This is a genomic window from Streptomyces sp. SYSU D01066-1 (assembly GCF_054956795.1).
Genome location: NZ_JBUDHV010000048.1, coordinates 32,785 through 59,017, shown reverse-complemented (window position 1 = coordinate 59,017; position 26,233 = coordinate 32,785). Strand labels below are relative to the sequence as shown.

The following is a 26,233-nucleotide window of genomic DNA, read 5'->3' as shown; positions in this document are numbered from 1 at the left end:
CGGTTACATTCCGAACCCGGAAGCTAAGCCTTACAGCGCCGATGGTACTGCAGGGGGGACCCTGTGGGAGAGTAGGACGCCGCCGAACAATTATTGGAGCGCTGGCTCTTGGGCATACTGCCCAAGAGCCAGCGCTTTTTTGCGTTGCGGTAAGGTCAGGGGGCATTGTCGGCTTATTTCATCCAGGAGGCCCCCGGGTGGAGGTCCAGGAGACCCGCGTCCAGACTGACCGGGTCCTCACCATCCCGAACATCCTCAGCATGGCCCGTCTCGTCGGCGTGCCCCTCTTCCTGTGGCTGATCCTCAGGCCCGAGTTCGGCGGCCCCAAGAGCGACGGCTGGGCGCTGCTGGTCCTGGCCCTCAGCGGAGTCAGCGACTACCTGGACGGCAAGCTCGCCCGGCGCTGGAACCAGATCAGCAGCCTCGGCCGGCTGCTGGACCCCGCTGCCGACCGGCTCTACATCCTGTCCACCCTGGTCGGTCTGACCTGGCGGGAGATCCTGCCGCTCTGGTTGACCGCCGTACTGCTCGCGCGCGAGCTGGTCCTGCTGGCCATGGTGGGCATCCTCCGGCGCCACGGCTATCCGCCTCCGCAGGTGAACTTCCTGGGGAAGGCCGCGACGTTCAACTTGATGTACGCCTTCCCCTTGCTGCTGCTCAGTGACGGTAGTGGATGGGTCTCGTCACTCGCTGCTATTTTCGGATGGGCGTTCGCCGGATGGGGTACAACGCTGTATTGGTGGGCAGGAGTCCTCTACATGGTTCAGGTCCGCCGCTTGGTCCGCGCGGACACCATGGCCGATTGAACTCGCCCACTGTGCGGCCCTGGCGGCCCCGATGGCCCGTGCTGGAAAAGTGCGGGACAATCGAGGCGGGTGAAGTCGGTCAGACCGTCGTCTCTTGGAGGAGGACGCTTCCGACATGAAGGCCGTCGTGATGGCCGGAGGCGAAGGCACGCGCCTTCGTCCCATGACCTCGAGCATGCCCAAACCGCTCCTGCCGGTGGCCAACCGGCCGATCATGGAGCACGTTCTGAGGCTGCTCAAAAGGCATGGGCTCAATGAGACCGTCGTCACCGTCCAGTTCCTGGCCTCCCTGGTCAAGAACTACTTCGGTGACGGTGAAGAGCTCGGAATGGAGCTCACCTATGCCAATGAGGAGAAGCCACTCGGTACCGCCGGAAGCGTCAAGAACGCCGAGGAGGCGTTGAAGGACGATGCCTTCCTCGTCATCTCCGGCGATGCGCTGACCGACTTCGACCTCACCGAGCTGATCGCCTTCCACAAGGAGAAGGGCGCGCTCGTCACCGTGTGTCTGACGCGCGTGCCCAATCCGCTGGAATTCGGCATCACCATCGTCGACGAGGACGGAAAGGTCGAGCGCTTCCTGGAGAAGCCGACCTGGGGGCAGGTCTTCTCGGACACCGTGAACACCGGTATCTACGTGATGGAGCCGGAGGTCTTCGACTACGTCGAGGCCGATGTGTCCGTCGACTGGTCCGGCGATGTCTTCCCCCAGCTGATGAAGGAAGGCAAGCCGATCTACGGCTATGTCGCCGAGGGGTACTGGGAGGACGTCGGCACCCACGAGAGCTATGTGAAGGCCCAGGCGGACGTCCTGGAAGGCAAGGTCGACGTCGACATCGACGGGTTCGAGCTGTCGCCCGGAGTGTGGGTGGCCGAGGGCGCCGAAGTGCACCCCGACGCCGTGCTCCGCGGACCCCTGTACGTGGGTGACTACGCCAAGGTCGAGGCCGGGGCCGAGATCCGGGAACACACCGTCATCGGGTCCAACGTCGTCGTGAAGAGCGGTGCCTTCCTGCACAAGGCCGTCGTGCACGACAACGTGTACGTCGGTCCGCACAGCAACCTGCGTGGCTGTGTCGTCGGCAAGAACACCGACATCATGCGCGCCGCGCGGATCGAGGACGGCGCGGTCATCGGAGACGAGTGCCTGGTCGGTGAGGAATCGATCGTTCAGGGCAATGTGCGGGTCTACCCGTTCAAGACGGTCGAGGCCGGCGCGTTCGTCAACACCTCGGTGATCTGGGAGTCACGGGGGCAGGCGCATCTGTTCGGTGCCAGAGGCGTCTCCGGCATCCTGAACGTCGAGATCACGCCGGAACTCGCCGTGCGGCTCGCCGGCGCCTACGCGACGACCCTCAAGAAGGGCTCCACGGTCACCACCGCCCGCGACCACTCCCGAGGCGCGCGTGCGCTCAAGCGCGCGGTCATCTCCGCGTTGCAGGCCAGTGCCATCGACGTACGGGACCTGGAGAACGTACCGCTGCCCGTGGCGCGGCAGCAGACCGCGCGGGGAAGCGCCGGCGGCATCATGATCCGTACGACGCCCGGGGTGCCGGACTCCGTGGACATCATGTTCTTCGACAGCCAGGGTGCCGACCTGTCGCAGGGCAGTCAGCGGAAGCTGGACCGGGTGTTCGCGCGGCAGGAGTACCGGCGGGCGTTCCCCGGGGAGATCGGTGACCTGCACTTCCCGGCCAGCGTCTTCGACTCCTACACCGGGTCGCTGTTGCGCAATGTCGACACCGCGGGGATCGCGGAGTCGGGGCTGAAGGTCGTCGTCGACGCGTCCAACGGAAGCGCCGGCCTGGTGCTGCCCAGTCTGCTGGGCAAGCTGGGCGTGGACTCGCTGACCATCAATCCCGGTCTCGACGAGTCCCGGCCGACCGAGTCCGCCGACATGCGGCGGTCCGGGCTGGTGCGGCTCGGGGAGATCGTGGCGTCCTCGCGGGCGGCGTTCGGCGTGCGGTTCGACCCGGTCGGTGAGCGGCTGTCGCTCGTCGACGAGAAGGGCCGCATCATCGAGGACGACCGGGCACTGCTGGTGATGCTGGACCTGATCGCCGCCGAGCGGCGCAGCGGTCGGGTGGCGCTGCCGGTGACCACCACCCGGATCGCCGAGCAGGTGGCGGCCTACCACGGCACCCAGGTGGAATGGACGACCACGTCGCCCGACGACCTCACGCGCGTGGGTGGCGAAGAAGGAACGATCTTCGGCGGTGACGGCAAGGGCGGGTTCATCGTCCCCGAGTTCAGCAGTGTCTACGACGGCACGGCGGCCTTCGTGCGGCTGATCGGGCTGGTGGCGCGGACACAGCTGACCCTGAGCCAGATCGACGCCCGGATCCCGAGGGCGCACGTCCTCAGGCGCGATCTGGCGACCCCATGGGCTGTCAAGGGGCTCGTCATGCGCCGCGTCGTGGAGGAGGCGGGAGACCGCTCCGTGGACACCACCGACGGGGTGCGGGTCGTGGAGGCCGACGGGCGCTGGGTCATGGTGCTGCCCGATCCGGCCGAGGCGGTCACCCACCTGTGGGCCGAGGGCCCCGACGACGCCTCCGCGCAGGCGCTGCTCGACGAGTGGTCGGCGGTCGTGGACAGCGCGGGCCGGTAAAACACGCGGTACGCGTGCGTGCCGGACAAGTGCCTCCAAGGGGGCCTGTCCGGCACGCCGGTGGGGCCGTTCGGAGGTAGGGGCGGCGGCGTGCGACGATGTGCGGCATGCCGCAGCAACCCCCCGTTCGGAGCACAGCTACGCGGCCCCCGCGCCCGGACGCGTCCATGTCGTTGCTCACCAACGTCATGGACCACAGCCTCGACGACGGTTACGCCGAGGCCGCGGCGCGCAAGCGGGCCGCGGGCACCGGCGGGCTGCCCAGAACCCTCAGGGCCAAGCTGGGCCTGGCCGCAGGGCTGGTGCTCGCCGCCCTGGTGGTGACCGTCGGCGCCGCCCAGGCCCGGGTCACCGCCCCGGCCGCCGCCAAGGAGCGCGAGGAACTGATCGACCGCATCGACCAGGAGACCTCCGCGGCGGACGACCTGGAGGACGACGTGGACGCGCTGCGCGAGGACGTGAGCGCGCGCCAGCGTGAGGCGCTCCAGCACACCGGGGACGGCGACCGGGGAACACTGGTGGGGATCCTGTCCGGGGCCGTCGCCGTGCGCGGGCCGGGGGTGAGGCTCGTGGTGGACGACGCCGAGGACGCCGCCACGGGCGGGGACGGCGAGCCGCGCGGGACCTCCGGGTTCTCCGACACCGGCCGGGTCCGCGACCGGGACATGCAACGGGTCGTCAACGGACTGTGGGCCTCGGGCGCCGAGGCGATCTCCATCAACGGGCAACGGCTGACCGCGCTCTCCGCGATCAGGGCCGCCGGTGACGCGATACTGGTCGACAACAGGCCGCTGGTGCCTCCCTACACGGTGCTCGCCGTGGGTGACGGACAACGGCTCGGTACCCGGTTCGGGAACAGCGCCGACGGGCTGTACCTGGACGCGCTGAAGGAGAACTACGGCATCCGGACCGGCATCTCCACGGAGGACGACCTCCGGCTGCCGGCCGCGCCGAGTGTGATCATACGTACCGCACAACCGAAAACCGAGAAGGGCACATCGTGATCGCCGTACTGGGCCTCGTCGTGGGAGTCGTGGCCGGCCTGCTGGTCCGGCCGGAGGTGCCGGCCGCCGTCGAGCCTTATCTGCCGATCGCCGTGGTCGCGGCGCTGGACGCCGTCTTCGGTGGTCTGCGGGCGATGCTCGACGGCATTTTCGACGACAAGGTCTTCGTGGTGTCGTTCCTGTCGAACGTGGTGGTGGCCGCGCTGATCGTCTTCCTGGGCGACAAGTTGGGCGTCGGTGCCCAGCTCTCCACCGGTGTGGTGGTCGTCCTCGGCATCCGGATCTTCTCCAACGCCGCGGCGATCCGCCGGCACGTGTTCCGGGCGTGAGGCCGATGACCGAACACAACGAGCGGCCCGAGAAGGCCGGGAGCCGGTTGCGTGCCGAGTTGCCGCAGGAGGTGGCACCGGTCCCTCCCCCGAGCGCGGAGCACGGCCCGGCGGCACGGCGGGAATCCGGGCTGACCGGACGGCAGCGGCTGGCGCAGGGGCTGTGGCCGCCACGGGTGACCCGGGCCCAACTGATCGTCGCCCTGCTGCTGTTCGGCCTCGGCTTCGGCCTGGCCGTGCAGGTGGCGTCCAACAGCGACGGGGACAGCGCGCTGCGCGGCGCCCGGCAGGAAGATCTCGTCCGTATCCTCGACGAACTCGATGACCGTACGCAACGTCTTGAGGACGAGAAACAGGGTCTCGAGAAGCAGCGGGACGAGCTGGAGAACAGCTCCGACCAGGCCGAGGAGGCCCGTAAGCAGACGCTCGAGAAGGAGCGGCAACTCGGCGTCCTGGCGGGCACGGTGGCCGCGCAGGGGCCGGGCATCACGATGACGATCGCGGACACGAAGGGGACGGTCGAGGCGGACATGCTGCTGGACGCGATCCAGGAACTGCGCGCCGCCGGCGCGGAGGCGATCCAGGTCAACGGGGTACGGGTCGTCGCCAGCACCTATCTGACGGATTCCGGTGGCGGTGTGAGCGTCGACGGGAACAAGATCGACGCACCCTATCGTTTCAAGGTCATCGGCAAGCCGCAGGACCTCGAACCCGCGCTCAACATCCCTGGGGGAGTGGTGCAGACTCTGGAGAAGGAACAGGCCACCGCTACTGTTGAGCGGTCGAGCGACATCGTCGTGGACGCCTTGCGAGCGGCGAAGCGGCCTGACTACGCTCGGTCGTCCTCCGAGTGAACCGAGGTCGCATGGGCGCTGTCCGGCGGGGGCATGAGGTTGCGGGGGGTCGGCGCACCGAATGGGTGGTGCGTGGTGGAAACTGTTTGGTGGAGACGGACGTTGTCAGGATGTCCGGGTCGGCCAGTACGTTCAGTCAGGGTTCGTCCTGCCCCACGGGCGGGTCTGTTTCGGTCAAGGGGAATCGCCCGTGAAGTTGTTTGCGAAGTTGTTCGGCAAGAGCGCGCGAGAGAGCGGCGAGAACGCCACCGCTCGCCATCGCGCGCAGCCCGACGCGGAGGGCCAGCGTCCGCTGTTCCGCGACCAGGTGGGTGGTCAGGGCGCGCCGTCTGTTGACCCTGCGCGGTCCAGCGGCATAGGTTTCGGACAACCGTCGACCTCGAGTACGGGTTCAGGGTTCGGCACCGGTCCGTACGCGTCCAGCACCCCGGCGGGGCAGCCGCCGCAGGAGGATCCGTCCATGTCGGCCCTGGTGTGTACGAGGTGCGGTAACCGCAACGCGGAGAACAGCCGCTTCTGCTCCAACTGCGGCGCGCCGCTGCGGGCCGGGGCGCACCCGGAGCGTCCCTCGGAGACCACGTCCACGATCTCGATCTCGGGCCTGGAGGCCTACGACGCCGAGGTCACCGGGCAGACCCAGATGCCGACGCTCTCCCCGGAGGCGCAGGCCGCCGTGGAGGCGCTGCCGCTGGGCTCGGCGCTGCTGGTCGTGCGCCGGGGTCCGAACTCGGGCAGCAGGTTCCTGCTGGACGGTGAGCTGACCACGGCAGGGCGGCATCCGCAGAGCGACATCTTCCTGGACGACGTGACCGTCTCCCGCCGGCACGTGGAGTTCCGCCGGCAGCCGGACGGGTCGTTCACGGTCGCCGACGTGGGCAGCCTGAACGGCACGTACGTCAACCGGGAGCGGATCGACGAGGTCGCCCTGTCCAACGGTGACGAGGTGCAGATCGGAAAGTACCGGCTGGTCTTCTACGCGAGCCAGCGGGGCTACTGAGCCGCCCCGGGCTCCGTCCGGGGAGATTCCCAGGGAAGGGCCATGCTGCGAACACCGAGCGGTGGTGCCGGCCACGGCACCGCCGCCACGGACGGACTGATGAGCATCGGCGCGGTGCTGAACGTGCTGCGCGACGAGTTCCCCGACATCACCATCTCGAAGATCCGTTTCCTGGAGTCGGAAGGGCTCGTGGAGCCGCGGCGGACGCCCGCCGGGTACCGCAAGTTCAGCGCCCGTGATGTCGAGCGCCTCGGGCACGTCCTGCGGATGCAGCGGGACCACTACCTGCCGCTCAAGGTGATCCGCGAGCACCTGGACGCCATGGAGCGCGGGGAGGCGGTGCCGCTGCCCGCGCTGGGGCGGCAGCGGGACGGGGAGGCGGCGCCGGAGAGCCCCGCCGGGGCCGGGCCGGCCCGGATCGGGCGGGAGGAACTGCTCGCCGCCGCCGGGATAGAGGGACGGCAGCTCGACGAGTGGGAGTCGTACGGGCTGATCGCGCCGCTGCCCGACGGGGCCTACGACGCGGAGACGGTGACCGTGGCCACTCTCGTGGTGGAGCTGGGGCGGTCCGGGATCGAACCGCGGCATCTGAGGGTGATGAAGGCCGCCGCCGACCGGGAGGCCGGGCTGGTGGACCAGGTGGTGGCCCCGCTCAAGCGCCACCGGAACCCGCAGACCAGGGCGCACGCGGAGGCCCGCACCAAGGAGCTGGCGGGGCTCGCGGTGAAGCTGCACGCGGCGCTGGTGCAGACGGCTCTCGGGGTGCGGCTGCCCTGAGGGGGAGGCCCGGGCCGGCCCTGAGGAGGCGGCCGGACCGCGCCGGGAGGGACTCGGATCGGTCACCCGTTCCCGGCCCGACTACCCAAACGTCCCGGGCACGGCCTAGGGTTGCTGTGTGAACGAGCTCGATGTCGTAGGTGTCCGGGTCGAGATGCCCTCCAACCAACCGATCGTGCTGCTGCGTGAAGTGGGAGGAGACCGTTACCTCCCCATCTGGATCGGTCCCGGAGAGGCGACGGCGATCGCCTTCGCCCAGCAGGGCATGGCTCCCGCACGGCCACTGACCCACGACCTGTTCAAGGACGTGCTGGAGGCCGTCGGCCAGGAGCTCAGCGAGGTGCGCATCACCGACCTGCGGGAAGGCGTCTTCTACGCCGAGCTGGTCTTCGCCAGTGGCGTGGAGGTGAGCGCCCGGCCGTCCGACGCCATAGCGCTGGCGCTGCGCACCGGGACGCCGATCTTCGGCAGTGACACGGTCCTGGACGACGCCGGTATCGCGATCCCGGACGAGCAGGAGGACGAGGTGGAGAAGTTCCGCGAGTTCCTCGACCAGATCTCGCCGGAGGACTTCGGCAGCAGTAATCAGTGACAGCCGTCCGAAAAGGACATTCGGCTAGCCTTTCCCCGCGAGGGGCACGGCAAACCACTCTTAGGGTGATTATCACTCGGCGTGCCGAGTGTGGCGATCGTTGACGCACCCTTGGTGACTGCCTACCTTCGAGGAGGCAGGTCAAGGACGGAGGTCGGCGTGAGAAGCAGCGGCGACGGTACGGTGGGGCGTGCTCCGGCACGCGGTCTCGGGGCGAGCGCTCCGTACCCTCCCGAGGGTTCTCGGATTCGTCCGGGTGCAGGACGCCCGCAGCCCGGAGGTACGGCCGACCACGCCCCGCGGCGGCCCGCCGTGGTGCCGAGCGGCGAGGGGGCGGCGTCCGTGGCGTCCGAGCAGATCGGCTACCGGGGGCCCACGGCCTGCGCGGCCGCCGGCATCACCTACCGGCAGCTCGACTACTGGGCCCGTACCGGACTCGTCGAACCGAGCGTGCGGCCGGCCCACGGGTCCGGGACACAGCGTCTGTACAGCTTCCGCGACGTGGTCGTCCTGAAGATCGTCAAGCGGTTCCTCGACACCGGCGTGTCCCTGCAGAACATCCGGACCACCGTCCAGCACCTCAGGGAGAGCGGTTTTCGCGACCTGGAGCGGCTGACGCTGATGAGCGACGGTGCCACGGTCTACGAGTGCACCTCGCCCGACGAGGTGCACACCCTGCTCCAGGGCGGCCAGGGGATCTTCGGGATCGCCGTCGGCGTGGTGTGGCGGGACGTCGAGGCAGCCCTGTCGCAACTGCACGGGGAGCGGGTCGACACGGGTGAGACCCTGGTCGGGCACAATCCGGCGGACGAGCTGGCCCGGCGGCGCCACCGGGCGGTCTGAGCGCGCCGCGGGCGGGGCCGTTGTCAGTGGCGTAGGGCAGCATCGGAGACGTGAGAGCCGCGCCCACGATCCTTCATCTCGACATGGACGCCTTCTACGCCTCGGTGGAGCAGGCGTCGAAACCGAGCCTGCGCGGGAAAGCCGTCGTGGTGGGCGGGCTGGGCCCGCGCGGCGTGGTGGCCACGGCCTCCTACGAGGCCCGGGTGCACGGCGTCCACTCGGCGATGCCCATGGCCCAGGCCCGGCGGCTGGCGCCCAACGCCGCCTATCTCGTGCCGCGCTTCCACCTGTACCGGGCGGTCAGCGAGCAGGTGATGGGGCTGCTGCGGGCGCTGTCGCCGCTGGTGGAGCCGCTGAGCCTGGACGAGGCGTTCGTGGACCTGGAGGCCGGCGGGGCGGCCTGGGACGCGGAGTCGGCGCGGCTGGCCGGCGCGAAGCTGCGGGCGGACATCAGGGCCGTCACCGGGCTCACGGGTTCGGTGGGGCTCGCCGCGTCCAAAATGCTCGCCAAGATAGCCTCCGAGGACGCCAAGCCCGACGGACTGGTGCTGATCGAGCCCGGCACCGAGCGGGACCTGATCGCGCCGAAGTCCGTGCGGATCCTGCCCGGCGTGGGCCCGGCCACCGGCGACCACCTGCGGCGGGCCGGCATGACCTCGGTCGGTGAGCTCGCCGAGGCGGGCGAGGACGAACTGGTCCGGCTGCTGGGCAAGGCGCACGGACAGGCGCTGTACGCGATGGCGCTGGCGCGCGACGAGCGGCCCGTGGTGGCCGAGCGGGAGACCAAGTCGGTGTCGGTAGAGGACACCTACGACGTGGACATCCACGACCGTACCCGGGTCGGTCTGGAGGTGCGGCGGCTGGCCGGCCGGTGTGTGCGGCGGCTGCGTGCCGCGGGGCTGTCCGGACGCACCATCGTGCTGAAGGTGCGGCGCTACGACTTCTCCACCCTGACCCGGTCCGAGACGCTGCGTGGGCCCACGGACGACCCGGCGGTGATCGCGGAGGCGGCGGCGCGGCTGCTGGACTCCGTGGACACCACCGGTGGGGTGCGGCTGCTCGGCGTGGGGGTCACCGGGCTGGCCGACTACACGCAGGAGGACCTGTTCGCGCAGGCGGCCGGGGAGCGGGCGGGGGCGGACGAGCCTCCTCAGCCGTCGGCGCCGGCCGAGGAGACCGACCGGCGCGGGGCCGACGAGCCGGAGATCCCGCCCGCCGAGCGCCGCTGGCCGTCGGGGCACGACGTACGGCACGCCGTGTACGGGCACGGGTGGGTGCAGGGCAGCGGACTGGGCCGGGTCACGGTGCGGTTCGAGACGCCGCTGTCGGCCCGGCCGGGGCGGGTGCGGACCTTCCGGACCGACGACCCGGAGCTGGAGCCGGCGGATCCACTGCCGCTGGTGGGGCGAAGACCCGGTGACACCGCCGGGACGGTGCGGCCCGCGGGCGGCAGGGCGGGGTGAGCGTCGGTACGGAGGTGCGACGGGGTGACGCGGCGGGGGACGGGTCGCACGTGGCGCGGGGGACGGCACGTGGCGGGAGCGGGCCGCGCGGCGGGTATCTGGGGCGGCCTGGCGGGTGTCCGGGGCGGCGGCCTGCCGGCCGCTGGGGTGTTCCGGGGTGACCTGTCCGGCCGGGCGGTGCCGGGGGCAGCTGTCCGGCCGGGGCGGTGCCGGGGGCGGCGGGAGGGGCGTCGTGGTTGTCGCGCGTGCGTGGTTCCGGTGCGGTGGTGACTGGGGGCCCGGGACACGGTGCCGGTGCCGGGCCGGGTCCGGTGGGTGTCCGCGGCGGCCGTCGGCCGGGGAGGTGTCCGGGGGCGGCGGGGTGGCCGTCGGGTGCCGTCGGTGCTCGTGGGCGTGGGACGGGACGCCCCCGGCCGGCGCGGCACCCACGCGTACGCCTCAGGTCATCTCCTCCTGGCCCGCCAGCTCGCCGAAGTCGTGGCCGGGCGACGGGGGCGGGGCGGTGATGTCGAGGCCGTAGTGGTGGTAGAGCTGCAGTTCCTGTTCCGGGGAGAGGTGGCGGCCGACGCCGAAGTCGGGGGCCTCCTTGATCAGCGCGCGGTCGAAGGGCACCCGGAGGGTGCCGTCGACCAGTTCGCTGGGTTCCAGGGGGACGAAGGCGTCCCGGCCGAACAGGCCGGTGCGGACGGCCGCCCATTCGGGTACGCCGGTGGCGTCATCGAGGTAGACCTCGTCGACGGTGCCGATCCTCGTGCCGTTGCGGTCGAACGCCTTGCGGCCGATCAGGTCACGCGGGTCGATGTCGGTGCGCACGGGCCCTCCAGGTGGTCGCCAACCATCCGGTACATCATCCGTAAGCACTACAAAAGAGCACATTCGCACGGGCGGCCACTCGAAAGACCGTGCGTGGGCCTCGCTGGTAGGCTGGCGAACGGCTGCTGACCCCGTGCGGGAGAGTCCTCCGGTTGCGCCGGGGGCGCCGAAGGAGCAAACCCTCCCCGGAATCTCTCAGGCCCACGTACCGCACGGACGAGGTCACTCTGGAAAGCAGGGCGGGTGTCGACGGCTTCCGCTCTCACCGACGGTGAAAGCCGGGACGGCCCGACAGGATCCCGGTGAAGCTCTCAGGTCGAGATGACAGAGGGGGAGGCCGTCGGGGCACCCGCGCCGTGGTGTCCCTCGCAGGTCGCGTCAGACCAGGAGGCCTCCACACGATGACAGCCCACCGTACTCCGCTCTTTGAGCTCGAACAGGGAACGCCGTTCGAGCGGCGTCACATCGGCCCCGACCACGAGGCCCGGGCCAAGATGCTCGCCCAGGTCGGGTACGGCTCGCTCGACGAGCTGACGGCCGCCGCCGTGCCGGACGTGATCAAGAGCACCGGAGCGCTGGACCTGCCCCGGGCGCGCACCGAGGCCGAGGTGCTCGCCGAACTGCGCTCGCTGGCCGACCGCAACCAGGTCCTCGACTCGATGATCGGGCTCGGGTACCACGGCACGTTCACGCCGCCCGTGATCCTGCGCAACGTCATGGAGAATCCGGCCTGGTACACCGCGTACACGCCGTACCAGCCGGAGATCTCGCAGGGGCGCCTGGAGGCGCTGCTCAACTTCCAGACGATGGTGGCCGAGCTGACCGGGCTGCCGACCTCCGGGGCCTCGCTGCTCGACGAGGGCACGGCCGCCGCCGAGGCGATGGCGCTGTCGCGGCGGATGGGGAAGAACAAGAAGGGGCTGTTCCTGGTCGACGCGGACGCGCTGCCGCAGACCGTCGCCGTGATCCGGACGCGGGCCGAACCGACCGGTGTCGAGGTCGTCGTCGCCGACCTCACCGACGGCATCCCGGCCGAGGTCGCGGAGCGGGAGATCAACGGCGTACTGATCCAGTACCCGGGCGCCTCCGGGGCCGTACGCGACATCAAGCCGGTGATCGACCGGGCGCACGAACTGGGCGCGCTGGTCACCGTCGCCGCCGACCTGCTCGCGCTGACGCTGCTGAAGTCGCCCGGTGAGCTGGGCGCCGACATCGCGGTGGGCATGACGCAGCGGTTCGGGGTGCCGATGGGCTTCGGCGGGCCGCACGCCGGCTACATGGCCGTACGGGAGAAGATGGCCCGCAGCCTGCCCGGACGACTGGTGGGCGTCTCCGTGGACGCCGACGGGAACCGGGCCTACCGGCTGGCCCTGCAGACCCGCGAGCAGCACATCCGCCGGGAGAAGGCCACCAGCAACATCTGCACTGCGCAGGTGCTGCTCGCCGTGATGGCCGGGATGTACGCCGTGTACCACGGTCCCGAGGGGCTGCGGGCCATCGCCCGGCGCACCCACCGCTACGCCGCCGTCCTCGCCGCGGGGCTCGCGGCGAGCGGTGTCGAGATCGTCCACGGCGACTACTTCGACACGGTCACGGCGCGGGTGCCCGGCCGGGCCGCCGAGATCGTCGCGGCGGCCCGGCGGAACGGCGTCAACCTGCGGCTCGTCGACGCCGACCACGTCTCGATGGCCTGCGACGAGACGACCACGCGGGCGCGGATCGGCGGGGTGTGGAACGCGTTCGGGGCCGAGGGGGACATCGAGGCGCTGGACGCGGCGACCGGGGACGCGCTGCCCGAGGGGCTGCTGCGCACCGACGAGTTCCTGGCCCACCCCGTCTTCCACCAGTACCGGTCCGAGACCGCGATGCTGCGCTACCTGCGCCGGCTGGCCGACCGGGACTACGCGCTGGACCGCGGCATGATCCCGCTGGGTTCCTGCACCATGAAGCTCAACGCGACCACCGAGATGGAGCCGGTGACCTGGCCCGAGTTCGGACAGCTGCACCCCTTCGCCCCCGCCGAGCAGGCGCAGGGCTACCTCACGCTCATCCGCGAGCTGGAGGAGCGGCTGGCCGAGGTCACCGGGTACGACAGGGTCTCGCTCCAGCCCAACGCCGGGTCGCAGGGCGAGCTGGCCGGCCTGCTCGCCGTACGCGGTTACCACCGGGCCAACGGCGACGAGCAGCGCACCGTCTGCCTGATCCCCTCCTCCGCGCACGGCACCAACGCCGCCAGCGCCGTCATGGCCGGGATGAGGGTCGTCGTCGTCAGGACCGCCGAGGACGGCGAGATCGACGTCGAGGACCTGCGGGCCAGGATCGAGCAGCACCGCGACGAGCTGGCGGTGCTGATGATCACCTACCCGTCCACGCACGGCGTCTTCGAGGCGCACGTCGCCGACATCTGCGCGGCCGTGCACGACGCGGGCGGCCAGGTGTACGTCGACGGCGCCAACCTCAACGCCCTGGTCGGCCTCGCCCGGCCGGGCCGCTTCGGCGGTGACGTCTCCCACCTCAACCTGCACAAGACCTTCTGCGTCCCGCACGGCGGCGGCGGCCCCGGCGTCGGCCCGGTGGGCGTGCGCGAGCACCTGGCGCCGTACCTGCCCAACCACCCGCTCCAGCCCGCGGCGGGCCCGCGGACGGGCGTGGGGCCCGTCTCGGCGGCTCCCTGGGGTTCGGCGGGCATCCTGCCCATCTCCTGGGCGTACGTCCGGCTGATGGGCGGCGAGGGGCTCAAGCGGGCCACACAGGTGGCGGTGCTGTCCGCCAACTACGTCGCCAAGCGCCTGGAGCCGCACTACCCCGTGCTGTACACGGGGCCGGGCGGACTGGTCGCGCACGAGTGCGTCATCGACCTGCGCCCGCTGACCAAGGCGACCGGCGTGAGCGTCGACGACGTCGCCAAGCGGCTGATCGACTACGGCTTCCACGCGCCGACGATGTCGTTCCCGGTGGCCGGGACGCTGATGATCGAGCCGACCGAGTCCGAGGACCTGGCCGAGCTGGACCGTTTCTGCGACGCGATGATCGCCATCCGCGCGGAGATCGAGAAGGTCGGCTCGGGCCAGTGGCCCGCGGACGACAACCCGCTGCGGAACGCCCCGCACACCGCCGCCGCGCTCACGGGGGAGTGGGGGCACGCGTACGCCCGCGAGGAGGCCGTCTTCCCGGCCGGGGTGCCGGCCGCCGACAAGTACTGGCCGCCGGTGCGCCGTATCGACCAGGCCTTCGGTGACCGGAACCTGGTCTGCTCCTGCCCGCCGCTGGAGGCGTACGAGGACTGAGCAGGAGGTGCGCGAGGGCCCCGCGGACCCTTGGGTCCAAGGGGCCCTCGCTGTTTCCGTCACGCCGTCGCGAGCGACACCCCGGCGGACATGACCAGCGCGACGGCGGCCGAGCGGGGGAGAGGGCGAGGCCGTCGGCGGCGTGCCGGGTGAGGGCGGCGGTCGGTTCGGCGCCCTCGACGGCGCCCTGGACCGGGACCATCGCGTCGTAGGCGGTGGGCGCGGTGACCGTACCGGGCGGCCGGCCGCGGACGGACAGGGCCCGACGGGGGCGGTGGCCGGGGACCTCCGCCGGCTTCACCAGGGCCGGGACGGCCGGCCCGGGGCGAGGGCGCGGTCGTCGGCGGCCTCGCGGGTGACCGCCGCGGCGGGGTCCCGGCCGCCGGCCAGGCGGATCCCGGCCGTCGCCGTCGCCCCGCGGGTGGTGACGGTGGTGACGGCGCCGGGGAGCTGGTCGCGGATGCCCGGGCTCATGGTGCCTCGCCGGGCCGGCCGGGCGGGGCGGCGGGTCCGCGCCGGTCCGGTCCGGCACCACTTGTTCCGTCGTGCCTGTGGTGTGTTCCGCGGCGCGTACGGCCGGGTGGGAGCGGAAAAAGTTCGCGGTGCGAGTCGAATGTTTCGGCGCCCCGGGGTGGTCGGGGTTCGGTGAGGACGGATTCGTCGCGTACGAGGGGTTGCCACTGATTACACGGGGTCTCTAGGGTGCGGCAGCAGCGCAGCTTTCTGGATTTTATCCGAAACTTTCGCACCCAAGGAGCGCATCATGGGCGACCCGGCACTGTCCCGCCGCGGCTTCCTGGCGGCCTCGGCCGCGGCCGGTCTGGGCATGACGGCACTGAGCGGCTGCGGCGGTGACTCGGACGAAGGGGCGTCCGGGACCACCATCGAGTGGTGGAACATCTCCACGACCCAGCCGACGAAGGACGTCTGGGCCGCCCTCGCCAAGAGGTTCGAGGCGCGGAACCCCGGCGTCAGGATAAGGACCGTCCAGTTGGAGAACGACGCCTACAAGGCGAAGATGACGGCGCTGACCGCCTCCGGGAAGCTCCCGGACATCTTCCACACCTGGGGCGGCGGAGTCCTCGAGCAGCAGGTCGACGCGGGGCTCGTCGAGGACCTCACGGACCGCACCGGGGAGTGGTCCGACGGCGTGCTCCCGGTGGCGAAGGAGCCGTACCTGATCGACGACAGGCTCTACGGCATCCCGTTCGACAGCGGCATGGTCGGCTTCTGGTACAACAAGGCGCTCTTCGAGAAGGCCGGCGTCAGCGCCCCGCCCACCACCTGGAGCGGCTTCCTGGACGCCGTACGCGCGCTGAAGTCGGAGAACATCACGCCCCTGGCCCTGGCCGGCAAGGAGAAGTGGCCCGGCATGTACTACTGGGCCTACCTCGCGATGCGGGTCGGCGGTGCCGCGGCCGTACGGAAGGCCGCCGACGACAAGGACTTCACCGGGGCCGCGTTCGTCCGGGCCGGGCAGCACCTGGAGGAACTGGCCGGGCTCCGGCCGTTCCAGAAGGGTTTCCTCGGCGCCGCCTACTCCGCTCCGGGCGGCCAGGCCGCCGCCGTCGGCAACGGCAGGGCGGCGATGGAGCTGATGGGCCAGTGGGCCCCGGTGGTGCAGGCCGACTCGGGCAAGGGGCTCGGGGACGACCTCGGCTTCTTCCCGTTCCCGGAGGTCGAGGGCGGCGAGGGCGCCCTCACCGAGGTGTTCGGCGGGGCCAACGGGCACGCCCTGCGCAGGGACGCCCCGCAGGCGGCCGTCGACTTCCTGGAGTTCTTCGCCTCCGAGGCCACCGACCGGGAACTGGTCACCAGGACCGGTGTGCTGCCCGTGGTCCCGGCCGCCGAGAGCGCGCTGACCGACGCCAACCTGAAGGCCGTACAACGGCAGTTGAAGGGGGCCACCGGCTTCCAGCTCTACCTCGACCAGGCCTACGCGCCCGCCGTCGGCCAGGAGGTCAACGACAGCGTCGCCGCGCTCATCGCCGGCTCCAAGTCCCCCGAGCAGGTCGCCGAGTCGATCACCAAGGCCGCGAAGGAAGCGCAGTAACCGCCGATGACCTCCACGTTCCTGCCGGACGAGCGGACCGGCCCCGGTACCGGCCCGCCGCTCCCGCCGGCCGCCGAGGCCCGGCAGCGGACCCGGCGCCGTATCGTCCACTGGCTCACCGCGGTCGGCTTCCAAGTGCCCGCCCTGGTGCTGTTCCTCGTCCTCGTCGTGCTGCCGATCCTGTTCGCGCTGTACGCCGCCTTCTTCCGGTGGGGCGGCTTCGGCATGCCCTCGGACTACATCGGCGCCGACAACTTCACCCGCCTCCTCGACGACCCGGTCTTCCTCGGCGACCTGTGGCGCTGCCTGGTCCTGGTGGTCCTCTCCCTGGCGCTGCAACTGCCCTTCGCACTGGCCATGGCGGTCCTGCTGAACCAGCGGACGCGCGGCCGGGCGGTGTACCGGATGCTGTTCTTCGCGCCGTACGTGCTGTCCGAGGCCATCACGGGCGTGCTGTTCGGCATGATCTTCGCGCCGGACGACGGGCTCGCCGACCGGGTGCTGGGCGGGATCGGCCTGGACGGGCTCGGCGGGGAGTGGTTCGCCGACCCGTCGACGGTGATGGCGACCCTCTTCCTCGTCATGACGTGGAAGTACTTCGGCTTCCACATGATGCTCTACCTGGCCGGACTCCAGTCCGTCCCGAAGGAGCTGACGGAGGCCGCGCTCATCGACGGGGCGGACGCCTGGCAGCGCTTTCGGGGCGTCACCCTGCCGCTGCTGGCGCCCACCCTGCGCATCAGCGTGTTCCTGTCCGTCATCGGCGCCATCCAGCTGTTCGACCTGGTGTGGGTGGTCACCCAGGGCGGACCCGACCACCACTCCGAGACCATGGCCGTCACCCTGTTCCAGTTCGGGTTCAAGCGCTACCAGGTCGGCTACGCCAGCGCGATCAGCGTGGTCATGTTCGGCATCAGCCTCGTCTTCGCCCTCGCCTACCAGCGGTTCGTGCTCCGGCGCGACCTCCAGGGGGCCACCACGACCATGAGGGGAGACGGCGAGTGAGCACCGAGTCCCGGGGGCGGGCGCTGCCCACGCACCTCGTCCTGATCCTCGTCGGCGCCGTCATGGCCGTACCGCTGCTGTACGCCGTGCTGTCCGGGTTCAAGTCCTCGGACCAGCTCTCCGCCAACCCGGTGGGGCTGCCGAGCCCGTGGGAGGTCTCCCACTACACGGACATCCTCGGCTCGGGCTCCTTCTGGCGGCTGGTCGGTAACAGCGCGCTGGTCGCGGTGGCCAGCACCGTCATCGTGGTCGCGGTCTCCGCGCTCGCCGCCTTCTCCTTCGCCCGGTTCGCCTTCCGCGGCCGGGAGGCGCTGTTCACCCTGTTCACGATGGGGCTGATGTTCCCCTTCGCGGTGGCGGCGCTGCCGCTGTTCCTGCTGCTGCGCTCGATGGGCCTGCTGGACAACCCGCTCGGCGTCATCCTGCCGCAGGCCGCCTTCGGGCTGCCGATGACCATCGTCATCCTGCGCGGCTTCTTCCGGGAGATCCCCGGTGAGCTGGAGGAGGCGGCCACCCTGGACGGCTGCGGTCCGTTCGGTTTCTTCTGGCGGGTGCTGCTGCCGATGGCCCGGCCGGCGCTGGGGACGGTGTCCGTACTGGCCGTGGTCACCAGCTGGAACAACTTCTTCCTGCCGCTGCTGGTCCTCACCGACTCCACCTGGTGGACCGTCCCGGTCGGTGTCCAGCAGTTCCAGGGCCAGTACTCCGCGGACACCGCCCGGGTCTTCGCCTACCTGGTGCTGGCGATGGTGCCGGCCCTCGCCTTCTACTCGGTGGCCGAGCGGCAGCTGGTCGGCGGACTCGCGGCCGGGGCCACGAAGGGGTGAGGGCGGGGAGGTGTTCAGGCGGCCGTCATCACCTGGCCGGTACCGAGCGGGCGGTGCGGGGCGATGATCCGGCCGTCCGGCAGGAGCTCGCCGGTGTCCTCGAAGAGGAGGACACCGTTGCACAACAGGCTCCAGCCCTGCTCCGGGTGGTGTGCCACGAGCCGGGCGGATTCCCGGTCGGCGGAGTCGGCTGACGGACACGGTGGCTGGTGCTGGCACATGGCGGGGTTCTTCCGTTCCGGAGTGATGTGTGGGTGTGCTGTCGTCTCTGTCCCGCGGTGTGAGACGTGGTTCATGGCCGCCCCCCGTCGTACAAGTCGGTCCGGACCCAGTGTTGTCCCATGGGCGTCGATCCGCAGGTGTTTCGCGGCACCGCCTCCCACAGGTTCAGGACGCGTCACCCGCTCGGGCGGTTCAGCCCGACTCCGCTGTTTTCCCCAGGGGTTCGCGGGTGCCGAAGGGGCCGGTCCGGGCGGGCGCGGCTGTCGCACCGTACGGGTCCGAGGCGGACCGGGCCTTTCGCGGCGGTGCGGGCGGACGGGCGCTCCCACGAGCGCGGGTGCCCCCGCCGCCCTGTGCCCGGGCGACGGGGGCACGTGGGGTTCCGGCCGCCGCGGGGATCAGGCGGGGGAGCGGAGCAGGGGCGTCGGCGTGGCCCGGTGGGTCAGGACCGGGAGCAGGTCCGCGACCCGGTGCGGCCGGTGCGCCGCGATGCCGGGCGGGGCCGGTGCCAGCGGCACCAGCAGGTCGGCACCGTCCGGGTGGCCGGCGGCGGCGTCGGCCGCGTGGTCGCCGTGCAGCCACAGGGTGAGCATGTACAGGCCGGGAACCGACAGCAGCCGCGGCTGGAACGGCTGGACCACCGTCTCGGCCTGGCGCAGCGCGCGTTCGGTCGCGGTGACGTAGGGACCCTCGAAGAAGTGCGAGAAGGCCCAGCCGTCCGGAGTCAGCGTGGTGTCCGCCGCGGCCACCACGCCCTCCCCGCTGCGGATGAGGAAGCGCCACCCGGCGAGCCGGACGGCCGGCACGCCCTCGGCGGTGACGTGGTCCAGGACGTGCACGGGCAGCGGCAGCTCGGGGGCGACCGGGCCGCGGGCGCCGAGCAGGGACGGGGTGCGGGCCTCGCGGACCGCGGTGGGCGAGGAGAGCGCGGTGAGGACGGTACGCAGGGCGGGCGCGGGAGCCGGGGGGACATGCAGCGGCATGGTGGGTCGCCTCTCAATCGAAGGCACGGTGGCGTGAGGGCGGGGCAGGGCGGCGTGGGGGCCGGGCGGACGACGCTGTCAGCTCGCGGGGGCAGAGAGGCGAGGCCGGGGCCGAACGCCGGGAAGCGGGGGTGAGGGCTGCTGTACGTCGCCTCGGCGATCTCGACCGTAGGCGCCAGCTCTCTGCCGTGTCCGCCGAGTTTATACGACGGGTGTTCGGGGTGTGTTTCGGCTAGCGCTTTCCGGCAAGACGGACAAGAGTGCATCCGGTCGGCGATATGTGGAGGATACCCTGATTTACAACGGGCCGAACACCCATGACCTCGGAGAATATCCGGGAACTGGTCGGCCCATTTCCATCGGGATTTTCCACGAGTTCCCGGCGCCTGAAACCATGTGCGCGCCATGCCCGGCGAATGTGCCCCCGGTCACATCGCGCCAGCGTAGCGGCTCGCGGGTACCCGCGGGGACGTTATCGATCGCTTCGGCTGGGCATCATCCAATCTGACCGGCACCCACCGGCGGCCGACCCCGGCCGCTGATCCGAGGAGGACGCTTCCATGGGGGAGAAGGTCGAGGCAGGCCAGGTGGACCTGTCCGATCGCCAGCACTACCGCGACAAGCTCCGTCGCTGTCTGACGGGCTTGGAGCGACTCCTGGCGGAGAAGCGGTTCGACCGTCCGAAGAACCTGATGGGGCTGGAGATCGAACTGAATCTCGTCGGTGCCGACGGGATGCCCAAAATGCTGAACGGGCAGGTCCTGGAACGCATCGCGAGCCGTGACTTCCAGACAGAACTGGCCATGTTCAACCTGGAAGTCAACATAGCTCCCCACCGGTTGGAGGGGCGGGTATTCGACCGGCTCACCGAGGAAATCAGCACCTCCTTGGCATATGCCGACCGAAAGGCCGGAGAGCTGGACGCGGGAATCGCGATGATCGGCATTCTGCCGACCTTGGACCGTGACGACCTGGTCTCCTCGAACCTGTCCGACGTGGACCGCTACGCCCTGCTCAACGAGCAGATCGTGGCCGCCCGCGGCGAGGACTTCCACCTGGAGATCGACGGTGTCGAACGCCTCAGCTGCACCTCGAAGTCCATCGCCCCCGAGGCCGCCTGCACCTCGGTGCAGCTGCACCTCCAGGTGACACCGGAGCGTTTCGCCGGGGTGTGGAACGCCGCGCAGGCCGTCACCGCCGCGCAGATCGCCGTCGGGGCCAACGCGCCCTTCCTGTTCGGCCGCGAGCTGTGGCGGGAGTCCCGCCCGCCGCTGTTCCAGCAGTCCACCGACACCCGCCCGCCCGAGCTCCAGGCGCAGGGCGTGCGTCCGCGCACCTGGTTCGGGGAGCGCTGGGTGACCTCGGCCTACGACCTGTTCGAGGAGAACCTGCGCTACTACCCGGCGCTGCTGCCGATCTGCGACGACGAGGACCCCCTCGACGTCCTGGACGCGGGCGGCGTGCCGTCCCTCGCCGAGCTGGTGCTGCACAACGGCACCGTCTACCGCTGGAACCGCCCCGTCTACGGCGTCGCCGACGGCCTCCCGCACCTGAGGGTGGAGAACCGCGTCCTCCCGGCCGGCCCCACCGTCACCGACGTCATCGCCAACGCGGCGTTCTACTACGGTGTCGTCCGGGCCCTCGCCGACGAGCCGCGGCCGGTGTGGACGCGGCTGCCGTTCGAGACCGCCGCCGCCAACTTCGACGCCGCCTGCCGGTACGGCATCGACGCGCGCTTCGAGTGGCCCCGGCGCGGTCGGCTCGGCGGCACGGGGGAGGTCGACGCGGCGGCCCTGGTCCTGGACGAGCTGCTGCCGCTGGCCGAGGCCGGACTGGACGCGTGGGGTGTCGAGCCCGCCGACCGCGACTTCTACCTGGGCGTGATCGACGAGCGGTGCCGGCGCCGGGTCAACGGCGCCAGTTGGCAGGCGGCCACGTTCCACCGGGCGCTGGAGGCGGGGATGTCCCGCGAGGCCGCGCTGGCCGCGACGACGCGGCGCTACGTCGAGCTGATGCACAAGGGGGATCCGGTCCACCTGTGGCCGATCGGCCGGCCGTAGCGGCTGCGGCTGCGGTAGCCGTCTGCGATCGGTGGTCGGCAGTCGGCAGCCGGCAGCCGGCGGTCAGTGGTCAGCAGCCGGCGGTCAGCAGGGGCCGCCGGCTGTGGGTGTCGTCCTGGCCCGTGCCCGCCCCCGCCGGCGTCCGCCTCATACTGATCGGGCAAGCTTGACGGTCCCGGTGGAGGCAGGTGCGCATGGCGGAGACGGGCCAGGTGGTCGATCCCCTTCCCGAGGAGCGGCTCTCGCGACGGAGCCTGCGGGACGAGACGCTGCTCGTCCTGGCCCTCTCGCTGGGCGCGAGCGGGGTCTCCGCCCTGATCAGCTTCATCGGTTCGGTCACCCGGCCGGGCGGCCTGAAGGACCAGGCGGCCACCCTCAACGCCTCCGCCGCGCCCGGCCGCCCCTGGCTGGACCTGGCCTGGCAGCTGTTCGGCATCGCCACCGCGCTGGTGCCGGTCGCCCTCGTCGCCCACCTGCTGCTGCGGGAGGGGCGGAGTCTGCGCGTCCTGGGCTTCGACCGCACCCGGCCGGGCCCCGACCTGCTGCGCGGTGCCGTGATCGCGGCCGTCATCGGCAGCAGCGGCATCGCCTTCTACCTGGCCGCCCGGGGCATCGGCGTCAACCTCACCGTGGTGCCCGAGGCGCTGCCCGAGGTGTGGTGGAAGTACCCGGTGCTGATCCTCTCCGCGCTCCAGAACTCGATCCTGGAAGAGGTCGTCGTCGTCGGCTACCTGCTGCGCAGGCTCGGCCAACTGGGCTGGACACCCCGGGCGTCGCTGGTGGGCAGTTCGGTGCTGCGCGGCTCGTACCACCTGTACCAGGGCGTCGGCGGCTTCATCGGCAACATGGTGATGGGCGTGGTGTTCGTGTACCTCTACCGGCGCTGGGGCCGGGTGGGCCCCCTGGTGGTGGCCCACTCGCTGCTCGACATCGGGGCCTTCGTGGGCTACGCGCTGCTGGCCGGGAAGGTGAGCTGGCTGCCGACGGCGTGACGGCCGGGCAGCCCGCCCCGCTCCGGTGTCACCGGGTGAGCAGGTCCCCCTCGATCACCGTCACCGCGCGCCCGCTCAGCAGGGTGCGGTCGCCGCGCGGTTCGACGCGGACCAGGCCGGAGCGCGGTGACGCCTGCAGCCCGGTGAGGGCGGGGCGGCCCAGGCGTTCGCACCAGTAGGGGGCCAGCGCGGTGTGCGCGCTGCCGGTGACCGGGTCCTCGTCGATGCCCACGTTGGGGAAGAAGCAGCGGGAGACGAAGTCGTAGCCGCGCGCGGGGTCCTCGGCGCGGGCGGTGGCGATGACGCCGCGCGCGGAGTGGGCCGCCAGTGCCCTGTGGTCCGGTGCCAGCTCGCGGACGGTCTTCTCGTCGGCGAGCTCGACCAGCAGGTCACCGACGTCCGGGCCGGTGTCGAGGACCGCGCGGGGCTCGGCGCCGAGGGCCTCGGCCAGGCCCGCCGGAGCCTCGGCCGGGGTCAGTGGCGCGGTCGGGAAGTCCAGGGCGACCGAGCCGTCCGCGCCGGGCGTGGCGACGAGGACGCCGCCGCGGGTGGCGAACCGGACGGGTCCTCGATGGGCGCCGGTGGTGTGCAGGACGTGGGCGGTGGCGAGCGTGGCGTGGCCGCACAGGGCGACCTCGGTGGCCGGCGTGAACCAGCGCAGCGCCCAGTCGGCCTCGCCGCCCCGGGGCAGACGGTGGGCGAAGGCCGTCTCGGCGTGGTTGACCTCCAGGGCGACCTTCTGGAGCAGGTCGTCGTCCGGGAAGGCGTCGAGGAGCAGGACCCCGGCGGGGTTGCCCGTGAAGGGCCGGTCGGTGAAGGCGTCGACGATTCGGATGCGCATGCCCCGACGCTACGGGGGCGGGAGAAGCGCGGGCCAAGGCCAATGTGTGGTCACTGGACCGGGGCCCGGGTTCCGGGTTCCGGCCGGCCGGGTGGGTCGCCGGCGCGGGGGTGCCGCACGGGAATGTCGGACGGGATGCCGGACGGGGTTGTCGTATCCGGTTCGACGATATATCGTTGAGGCATCGCGACAGATCAACGATGGAATGGAGTGGTGGCGATGCGTACCCACGGATACGAGCGTGGACACGGTGGACGGGGCGAAGGCGGCCCCTTCGGACGCGGTGGCTCCGACGGGCGCCGCGCGGCCTTCGGTCCCTTCGGGCCGGGCGGGCACGGTGGTCCCGGACCCTTCGGGCCGGGCTTCGGCCCCGGGCCCTGGGGCGGCCGGGGGCGGGGCGGTCCGCGCGGCAGGGCGCGGCGCGGCGACGTGCGCGCGTCGATCCTGGCCCTGCTCAAGGACCGGCCGATGCACGGCTACGAGATGATCCAGGAGATCGCCGAGCGCAGCGGCGGGGCGTGGAAGCCCAGCCCCGGTTCGGTGTACCCCACCCTCCAGCTGCTGGAGGACGAGGGGCTGATCGCCAGCGAGAGCGAGGGCGGCAAGAAGCTGTTCGCCCTCACGGAGGCCGGCCGCGCCGCCGCCGGGGAAGGACCCGAGGCCCCCTGGGAAGAGGCGTCGCGCGGGGTCGACTGGGAGGCGCTGAACGACATCCGGCAGGCCGGGTTCGGCCTCATGGAGGCGTTCGGGCAGGTCTGGAAGACCGGCAGCAAGGAGCAGCGGGAGAAGGCGCTCGGCGTCATCGACGAGTCCCGCAAGAAGCTGTACCGGATCCTCGCCGACGAGGACTGACCGCGGCCGGGGCCCGCTCCGGCGGCGTGTGCCGGCGCCCCGCGGACGACTCCGCGGGGCGCTTCCGTGCGGGCAAGAGGACGCGCCGGTGAGAGGAGCGGACGCCGTGATCTCCTCCGTGAGGAGGAGATCACGGCCGTCGCTGTCCGCTTCGCGTGGGACGTCGACATGCTCCCCGCCGGGGATGACCCGGTGCTGTGGGGACTGATGGAGTGGAGTGGTGCAGCCCCCCATCCTCCAGCGGCCGGCCGGCGAGCGAGACGTCCGGCGGCCGGACCGCGCCGACCGCGATGACCGGCTCAGCCCCGGACTGGCGGCGGTGGTCTCCGGCGCGCGCCGCAGGGCGGTACGGGACGGGGACCGGCAGACCGACACGGCCCGTCTGCTCCACTCGCTCCTGGTGCACGACTCCGAGGTGTGCGCCGTGCTGGGCGACGGGCCGTCGATGGCCCGGCTGCTCGGCTACCTGGCGCAGCGCAGCATCGGCTACGGCCTGCGCTGGCAGGGCACCGTCGAGGACTCCGGTGCGGTACCCGCGGTCAAGGGGGCCACGGGGCTGTCGCCCTCGGCCGCCACCGCCGTCGACCGGGCCTGCGAGCGCGCGGCACGGCGCGGCGCCGTCCGGGCCGAGGGGGTCGACCTGCTCGCCGCCCTCGTGGCGGACCCGGGCGCGCGGGCCGTCGAGGTGCTCGTCCGGGCCGGCGTCGACCCAAACGCCCTGCTCGCCCGCGCCGAAGGTCACGCGGAGCCGAGCCCTTGGGCCGGTGCCGAGCCGGTTTCGGCCCCGTCCTCCGGCGCGGCCGGTGTCCGCTCGGCGAGACAGGTGTCAACGGAGGTGACGGTCCTGTCCTGCCCTGTCATCATGTGCCGGTGCGTACGACTGACAGCGGCCGGAGCGGCAAGGGTGTCGGGCTCGGGGTCGCGCTCGTCTCGGCCCTCGCCTTCGGCGGATCCGGCGTCGCGGCCAAGCCGCTGATCGAGGCGGGTCTCGACCCGCTCCACGTGGTGTGGCTGCGGGTGACCGGCGCGGCCCTGGTGATGCTGCCGCTCGCCGTCCGCCACCGCGCGCTGGTGCGCCGCCGCCCCGGCCTGCTCGCGGGCTTCGGGCTGCTCGCCGTGGCCGGTGTCCAGGCCTGCTACTTCGCCGCGCTCTCCCGCATCCCCGTCGGCGTGGCCCTGCTGGTCGAGTACCTGGCGCCCGCCCTGGTGCTCGGCTGGGTGCGGTTCGTGCAGCGGCGGCCGGTGACCCGGGCCGCCGCGCTCGGCGTGGTCCTCGCCGTCGGCGGCCTCGCCTGCGTCGTGGAGGTCTGGGCGGGGCTGGGGTTCGACGCCCTCGGCCTGCTGCTCGCGCTGGGTGCCGCCTGCTGCCAGGTCGGCTACTTCGTCCTGTCCGACCAGGGCAGTGACGCGGGCGACGACACACCCGACCCGCTCGGCGTGATCGCCTACGGCCTGCTCGTCGGCGCGGCCGTGCTCACCGTCGTGGCCCGGCCCTGGGGGATGGACTGGCCGGTGCTCACGCGCACCGTGCCGGTCGACGGCACACCGGTCGCCGCCGCGCTGCTGCTGGCCTGGATCGTGCTGGTCGCCACGGTGCTCGCCTACGTCACCGGCATCGTCGCCGTACGCCGGCTGTCGCCGCAGGTCGCGGGGGTCGTGGCCTGCCTGGAGGCGGTCATCGCGACCGTCCTGGCGTGGGTGCTGCTCGGCGAGCACCTCTCCGCCCCGCAGATCGCCGGCGGTGTGGTGGTCCTGGTGGGCGCCTTCATCGCCCAGGCGTCGACACCCGCCACGGGACCGGCGGAGCCGGTGGCGGCGGGCGGCCCGGGAAGGGAGTTGTCCCGCCGGGGACCGGCCGCCTGATCCGCCGGTCACGCGTTCGGACGTCCTCGTTCTCCCGCCCCCGGCCGCCCGAGGCGGGCGCACCGGCGGGCGGCCCCGCGCGTTGTCGCCGGACGGGGCGGTGTCGCCCGCGGACGGGGCCCGTGGGGCCCCGACGGTTCGTTCCCGTCGTTCCAGGGA

Annotated in this window: 23 protein-coding genes, 1 rRNA gene, 1 pseudogene and 1 riboswitch; of the genes and pseudogenes, 20 read left to right on the top strand and 5 right to left on the bottom strand. The window is 71.8% G+C overall.

Annotation, left to right across the window (positions count from 1 at the left end; genetic code table 11):
- The 11 genes from rrf to ACY1JF_RS29610 form a co-directional block, all read left to right on the top strand.
- Positions 1 to 88, top strand: a 5S ribosomal RNA gene (gene rrf, locus ACY1JF_RS29660); the annotation flags it as partial.
- Positions 89 to 197: 109 nt separating this feature from the next.
- Positions 198 to 806: a CDP-alcohol phosphatidyltransferase family protein gene (locus tag ACY1JF_RS29655; RefSeq protein ID WP_462708351.1), complete on the top strand. Its 609-nt coding sequence runs from the start codon at positions 198 to 200 to the stop codon at positions 804 to 806.
- Positions 807 to 921: 115 nt separating this feature from the next.
- The gene (locus ACY1JF_RS29650) at positions 922 to 3,417 is read left to right on the top strand and encodes a sugar phosphate nucleotidyltransferase (RefSeq protein ID WP_462708350.1); all 2,496 of its coding nucleotides are present in this window, start codon (positions 922 to 924) and stop codon (positions 3,415 to 3,417) included.
- Positions 3,418 to 3,515: 98 nt separating this feature from the next.
- Positions 3,516 to 4,421, top strand: coding sequence for a DUF881 domain-containing protein (locus ACY1JF_RS29645; RefSeq protein ID WP_462708349.1), 906 nt, complete (start codon positions 3,516 to 3,518; stop codon positions 4,419 to 4,421).
- Entirely contained in the window at positions 4,418 to 4,750 is a 333-nt protein-coding gene (locus tag ACY1JF_RS29640; protein ID WP_003977440.1) for a small basic family protein, read from the top strand. Before ACY1JF_RS29645 ends, ACY1JF_RS29640 begins: the two co-directional genes overlap by 4 nt.
- Before the next feature lie 5 nt (positions 4,751 to 4,755).
- The gene (locus ACY1JF_RS29635; protein ID WP_462708348.1) at positions 4,756 to 5,604 is read left to right on the top strand and encodes a DUF881 domain-containing protein; all 849 of its coding nucleotides are present in this window, start codon (positions 4,756 to 4,758) and stop codon (positions 5,602 to 5,604) included.
- Positions 5,605 to 5,665: 61 nt separating this feature from the next.
- The gene (locus tag ACY1JF_RS29630; protein ID WP_462708347.1) at positions 5,666 to 6,601 is read left to right on the top strand and encodes an FHA domain-containing protein; all 936 of its coding nucleotides are present in this window, start codon (positions 5,666 to 5,668) and stop codon (positions 6,599 to 6,601) included.
- Positions 6,602 to 6,643: 42 nt separating this feature from the next.
- Positions 6,644 to 7,378 carry a transcriptional regulator FtsR gene (gene ftsR / locus ACY1JF_RS29625; protein WP_462708346.1) on the top strand — a complete coding sequence of 245 codons (735 nt, stop codon included), beginning with the start codon at positions 6,644 to 6,646 and terminating at the stop codon, positions 7,376 to 7,378.
- Between the two features lie 118 nt (positions 7,379 to 7,496).
- A complete protein-coding gene (locus tag ACY1JF_RS29620; protein WP_462708345.1) occupies positions 7,497 to 7,970 on the top strand; it encodes a bifunctional nuclease family protein in 474 nt (157 codons plus the stop codon).
- Positions 7,971 to 8,129: 159 nt separating this feature from the next.
- Positions 8,130 to 8,813 (top strand): MerR family transcriptional regulator, encoded by a 684-nt coding sequence (locus ACY1JF_RS29615; protein WP_462708344.1) that lies wholly within the window; start codon positions 8,130 to 8,132, stop codon positions 8,811 to 8,813.
- 50 nt (positions 8,814 to 8,863) lie between these two features.
- The gene (locus ACY1JF_RS29610; RefSeq protein WP_462708342.1) at positions 8,864 to 10,276 is read left to right on the top strand and encodes a DNA polymerase IV; all 1,413 of its coding nucleotides are present in this window, start codon (positions 8,864 to 8,866) and stop codon (positions 10,274 to 10,276) included.
- A 438-nt stretch (positions 10,277 to 10,714) separates the two neighbouring features.
- Here the strand turns inward: ACY1JF_RS29610 and ACY1JF_RS29605 are convergent, their stop codons facing one another.
- Positions 10,715 to 11,089: a PRC-barrel domain-containing protein gene (locus ACY1JF_RS29605; protein WP_462708341.1), complete on the bottom strand. Its 375-nt coding sequence runs from the start codon at positions 11,087 to 11,089 to the stop codon at positions 10,715 to 10,717.
- A gap of 126 nt (positions 11,090 to 11,215) precedes the next feature.
- Positions 11,216 to 11,310: riboswitch (glycine riboswitch) on the top strand.
- A gap of 180 nt (positions 11,311 to 11,490) precedes the next feature.
- Here ACY1JF_RS29605 and gcvP point away from each other — a divergent pair.
- Positions 11,491 to 14,376, top strand: a complete 2,886-nt coding sequence (gcvP, locus tag ACY1JF_RS29600; protein WP_462708339.1) for an aminomethyl-transferring glycine dehydrogenase — start codon at positions 11,491 to 11,493, stop codon at positions 14,374 to 14,376.
- A 297-nt stretch (positions 14,377 to 14,673) separates the two neighbouring features.
- Here gcvP and ACY1JF_RS29595 read toward each other — a convergent pair whose 3' ends face one another.
- Positions 14,674 to 14,850: a TOBE domain-containing protein gene (locus ACY1JF_RS29595; protein ID WP_462708338.1), complete on the bottom strand. Its 177-nt coding sequence runs from the start codon at positions 14,848 to 14,850 to the stop codon at positions 14,674 to 14,676.
- A gap of 289 nt (positions 14,851 to 15,139) precedes the next feature.
- Between ACY1JF_RS29595 and ACY1JF_RS29590 the strand changes: the two genes are divergently transcribed.
- The 3 genes from ACY1JF_RS29590 to ACY1JF_RS29580 all read left to right on the top strand — a co-directional run bounded on the left by ACY1JF_RS29590 (position 15,140) and on the right by ACY1JF_RS29580 (position 18,261).
- The gene (locus ACY1JF_RS29590) at positions 15,140 to 16,429 is read left to right on the top strand and encodes an extracellular solute-binding protein (protein ID WP_462708337.1); all 1,290 of its coding nucleotides are present in this window, start codon (positions 15,140 to 15,142) and stop codon (positions 16,427 to 16,429) included.
- Between the two features lie 6 nt (positions 16,430 to 16,435).
- Positions 16,436 to 17,434, top strand: coding sequence for a carbohydrate ABC transporter permease (locus ACY1JF_RS29585; protein ID WP_462708336.1), 999 nt, complete (start codon positions 16,436 to 16,438; stop codon positions 17,432 to 17,434).
- A gap of 62 nt (positions 17,435 to 17,496) precedes the next feature.
- On the top strand, positions 17,497 to 18,261 hold the full coding sequence (locus tag ACY1JF_RS29580) for a carbohydrate ABC transporter permease (protein WP_462708352.1): 765 nt from the start codon (positions 17,497 to 17,499) through the stop codon (positions 18,259 to 18,261).
- A gap of 14 nt (positions 18,262 to 18,275) precedes the next feature.
- On the opposite strand, the gene ACY1JF_RS29575 is transcribed toward ACY1JF_RS29580, so the two are convergent.
- Entirely contained in the window at positions 18,276 to 18,482 is a 207-nt protein-coding gene (locus ACY1JF_RS29575; RefSeq protein WP_462708335.1) for a DUF5999 family protein, read from the bottom strand.
- A 399-nt stretch (positions 18,483 to 18,881) separates the two neighbouring features.
- The gene (locus ACY1JF_RS29570) at positions 18,882 to 19,466 is read right to left on the bottom strand and encodes a hypothetical protein (protein ID WP_462708334.1); all 585 of its coding nucleotides are present in this window, start codon (positions 19,464 to 19,466) and stop codon (positions 18,882 to 18,884) included.
- A gap of 560 nt (positions 19,467 to 20,026) precedes the next feature.
- Here ACY1JF_RS29570 and ACY1JF_RS29565 point away from each other — a divergent pair.
- Positions 20,027 to 21,526, top strand: a complete 1,500-nt coding sequence (locus ACY1JF_RS29565; protein WP_462708333.1) for a glutamate--cysteine ligase — start codon at positions 20,027 to 20,029, stop codon at positions 21,524 to 21,526.
- Between the two features lie 194 nt (positions 21,527 to 21,720).
- Positions 21,721 to 22,518, top strand: coding sequence for a CPBP family intramembrane glutamic endopeptidase (locus ACY1JF_RS29560; protein ID WP_462708332.1), 798 nt, complete (start codon positions 21,721 to 21,723; stop codon positions 22,516 to 22,518).
- Positions 22,519 to 22,546: 28 nt separating this feature from the next.
- Here ACY1JF_RS29560 and ACY1JF_RS29555 read toward each other — a convergent pair whose 3' ends face one another.
- Positions 22,547 to 23,359 carry a PhzF family phenazine biosynthesis protein gene (locus tag ACY1JF_RS29555; protein WP_462708331.1) on the bottom strand — a complete coding sequence of 271 codons (813 nt, stop codon included), beginning with the start codon at positions 23,357 to 23,359 and terminating at the stop codon, positions 22,547 to 22,549.
- 219 nt (positions 23,360 to 23,578) lie between these two features.
- Between ACY1JF_RS29555 and ACY1JF_RS29550 the strand changes: the two genes are divergently transcribed.
- The 3 genes and pseudogenes from ACY1JF_RS29550 (at position 23,579) to ACY1JF_RS29540 (ending at position 26,074) form a co-directional block, all read left to right on the top strand.
- Positions 23,579 to 24,211, top strand: coding sequence for a PadR family transcriptional regulator (locus tag ACY1JF_RS29550; RefSeq protein WP_462708330.1), 633 nt, complete (start codon positions 23,579 to 23,581; stop codon positions 24,209 to 24,211).
- A gap of 220 nt (positions 24,212 to 24,431) precedes the next feature.
- Positions 24,432 to 24,968, top strand: a pseudogene (locus ACY1JF_RS29545) (Clp protease N-terminal domain-containing protein); the annotation flags it as partial.
- Between the two features lie 107 nt (positions 24,969 to 25,075).
- The gene (locus tag ACY1JF_RS29540; protein ID WP_462708329.1) at positions 25,076 to 26,074 is read left to right on the top strand and encodes an EamA family transporter; all 999 of its coding nucleotides are present in this window, start codon (positions 25,076 to 25,078) and stop codon (positions 26,072 to 26,074) included.
- The last annotated feature ends 159 nt before the right edge of the window (positions 26,075 to 26,233 follow it).

Excerpts from the sequence above, each read along its gene's own strand:
- ACY1JF_RS29645 (WP_462708349.1), top strand. The coding sequence starts at position 3,516 with ATGTGCGGCATGCCGCAGCAACCCCCCGTTCGGAGCACAGCTACGCGG.
- ACY1JF_RS29630 (WP_462708347.1), top strand. The coding sequence starts at position 5,666 with ATGGGTGGTGCGTGGTGGAAACTGTTTGGTGGAGACGGACGTTGTCAG.
- ACY1JF_RS29570 (WP_462708334.1), bottom strand. The coding sequence starts at position 19,466 with ATGCCGCTGCATGTCCCCCCGGCTCCCGCGCCCGCCCTGCGTACCGTC.
- ACY1JF_RS29590 (WP_462708337.1), top strand. The coding sequence starts at position 15,140 with ATGGGCGACCCGGCACTGTCCCGCCGCGGCTTCCTGGCGGCCTCGGCC.
- ACY1JF_RS29550 (WP_462708330.1), top strand. The coding sequence starts at position 23,579 with ATGCGTACCCACGGATACGAGCGTGGACACGGTGGACGGGGCGAAGGC.
- ftsR (WP_462708346.1), top strand. The coding sequence starts at position 6,644 with ATGCTGCGAACACCGAGCGGTGGTGCCGGCCACGGCACCGCCGCCACG.
- ACY1JF_RS29595 (WP_462708338.1), bottom strand. The coding sequence starts at position 14,850 with ATGAGCCCGGGCATCCGCGACCAGCTCCCCGGCGCCGTCACCACCGTC.
- gcvP (WP_462708339.1), top strand. The coding sequence starts at position 11,491 with ATGACAGCCCACCGTACTCCGCTCTTTGAGCTCGAACAGGGAACGCCG.
- ACY1JF_RS29565 (WP_462708333.1), top strand. The coding sequence starts at position 20,027 with ATGGGGGAGAAGGTCGAGGCAGGCCAGGTGGACCTGTCCGATCGCCAG.
- ACY1JF_RS29635 (WP_462708348.1), top strand. The coding sequence starts at position 4,756 with ATGACCGAACACAACGAGCGGCCCGAGAAGGCCGGGAGCCGGTTGCGT.
- ACY1JF_RS29585 (WP_462708336.1), top strand. The coding sequence starts at position 16,436 with ATGACCTCCACGTTCCTGCCGGACGAGCGGACCGGCCCCGGTACCGGC.
- ACY1JF_RS29575 (WP_462708335.1), bottom strand. The coding sequence starts at position 18,482 with ATGTGCCAGCACCAGCCACCGTGTCCGTCAGCCGACTCCGCCGACCGG.
- ACY1JF_RS29580 (WP_462708352.1), top strand. The coding sequence starts at position 17,497 with ATGGCCGTACCGCTGCTGTACGCCGTGCTGTCCGGGTTCAAGTCCTCG.
- ACY1JF_RS29555 (WP_462708331.1), bottom strand. The coding sequence starts at position 23,359 with ATGCGCATCCGAATCGTCGACGCCTTCACCGACCGGCCCTTCACGGGC.
- ACY1JF_RS29560 (WP_462708332.1), top strand. The coding sequence starts at position 21,721 with ATGGCGGAGACGGGCCAGGTGGTCGATCCCCTTCCCGAGGAGCGGCTC.
- ACY1JF_RS29650 (WP_462708350.1), top strand. The coding sequence starts at position 922 with ATGAAGGCCGTCGTGATGGCCGGAGGCGAAGGCACGCGCCTTCGTCCC.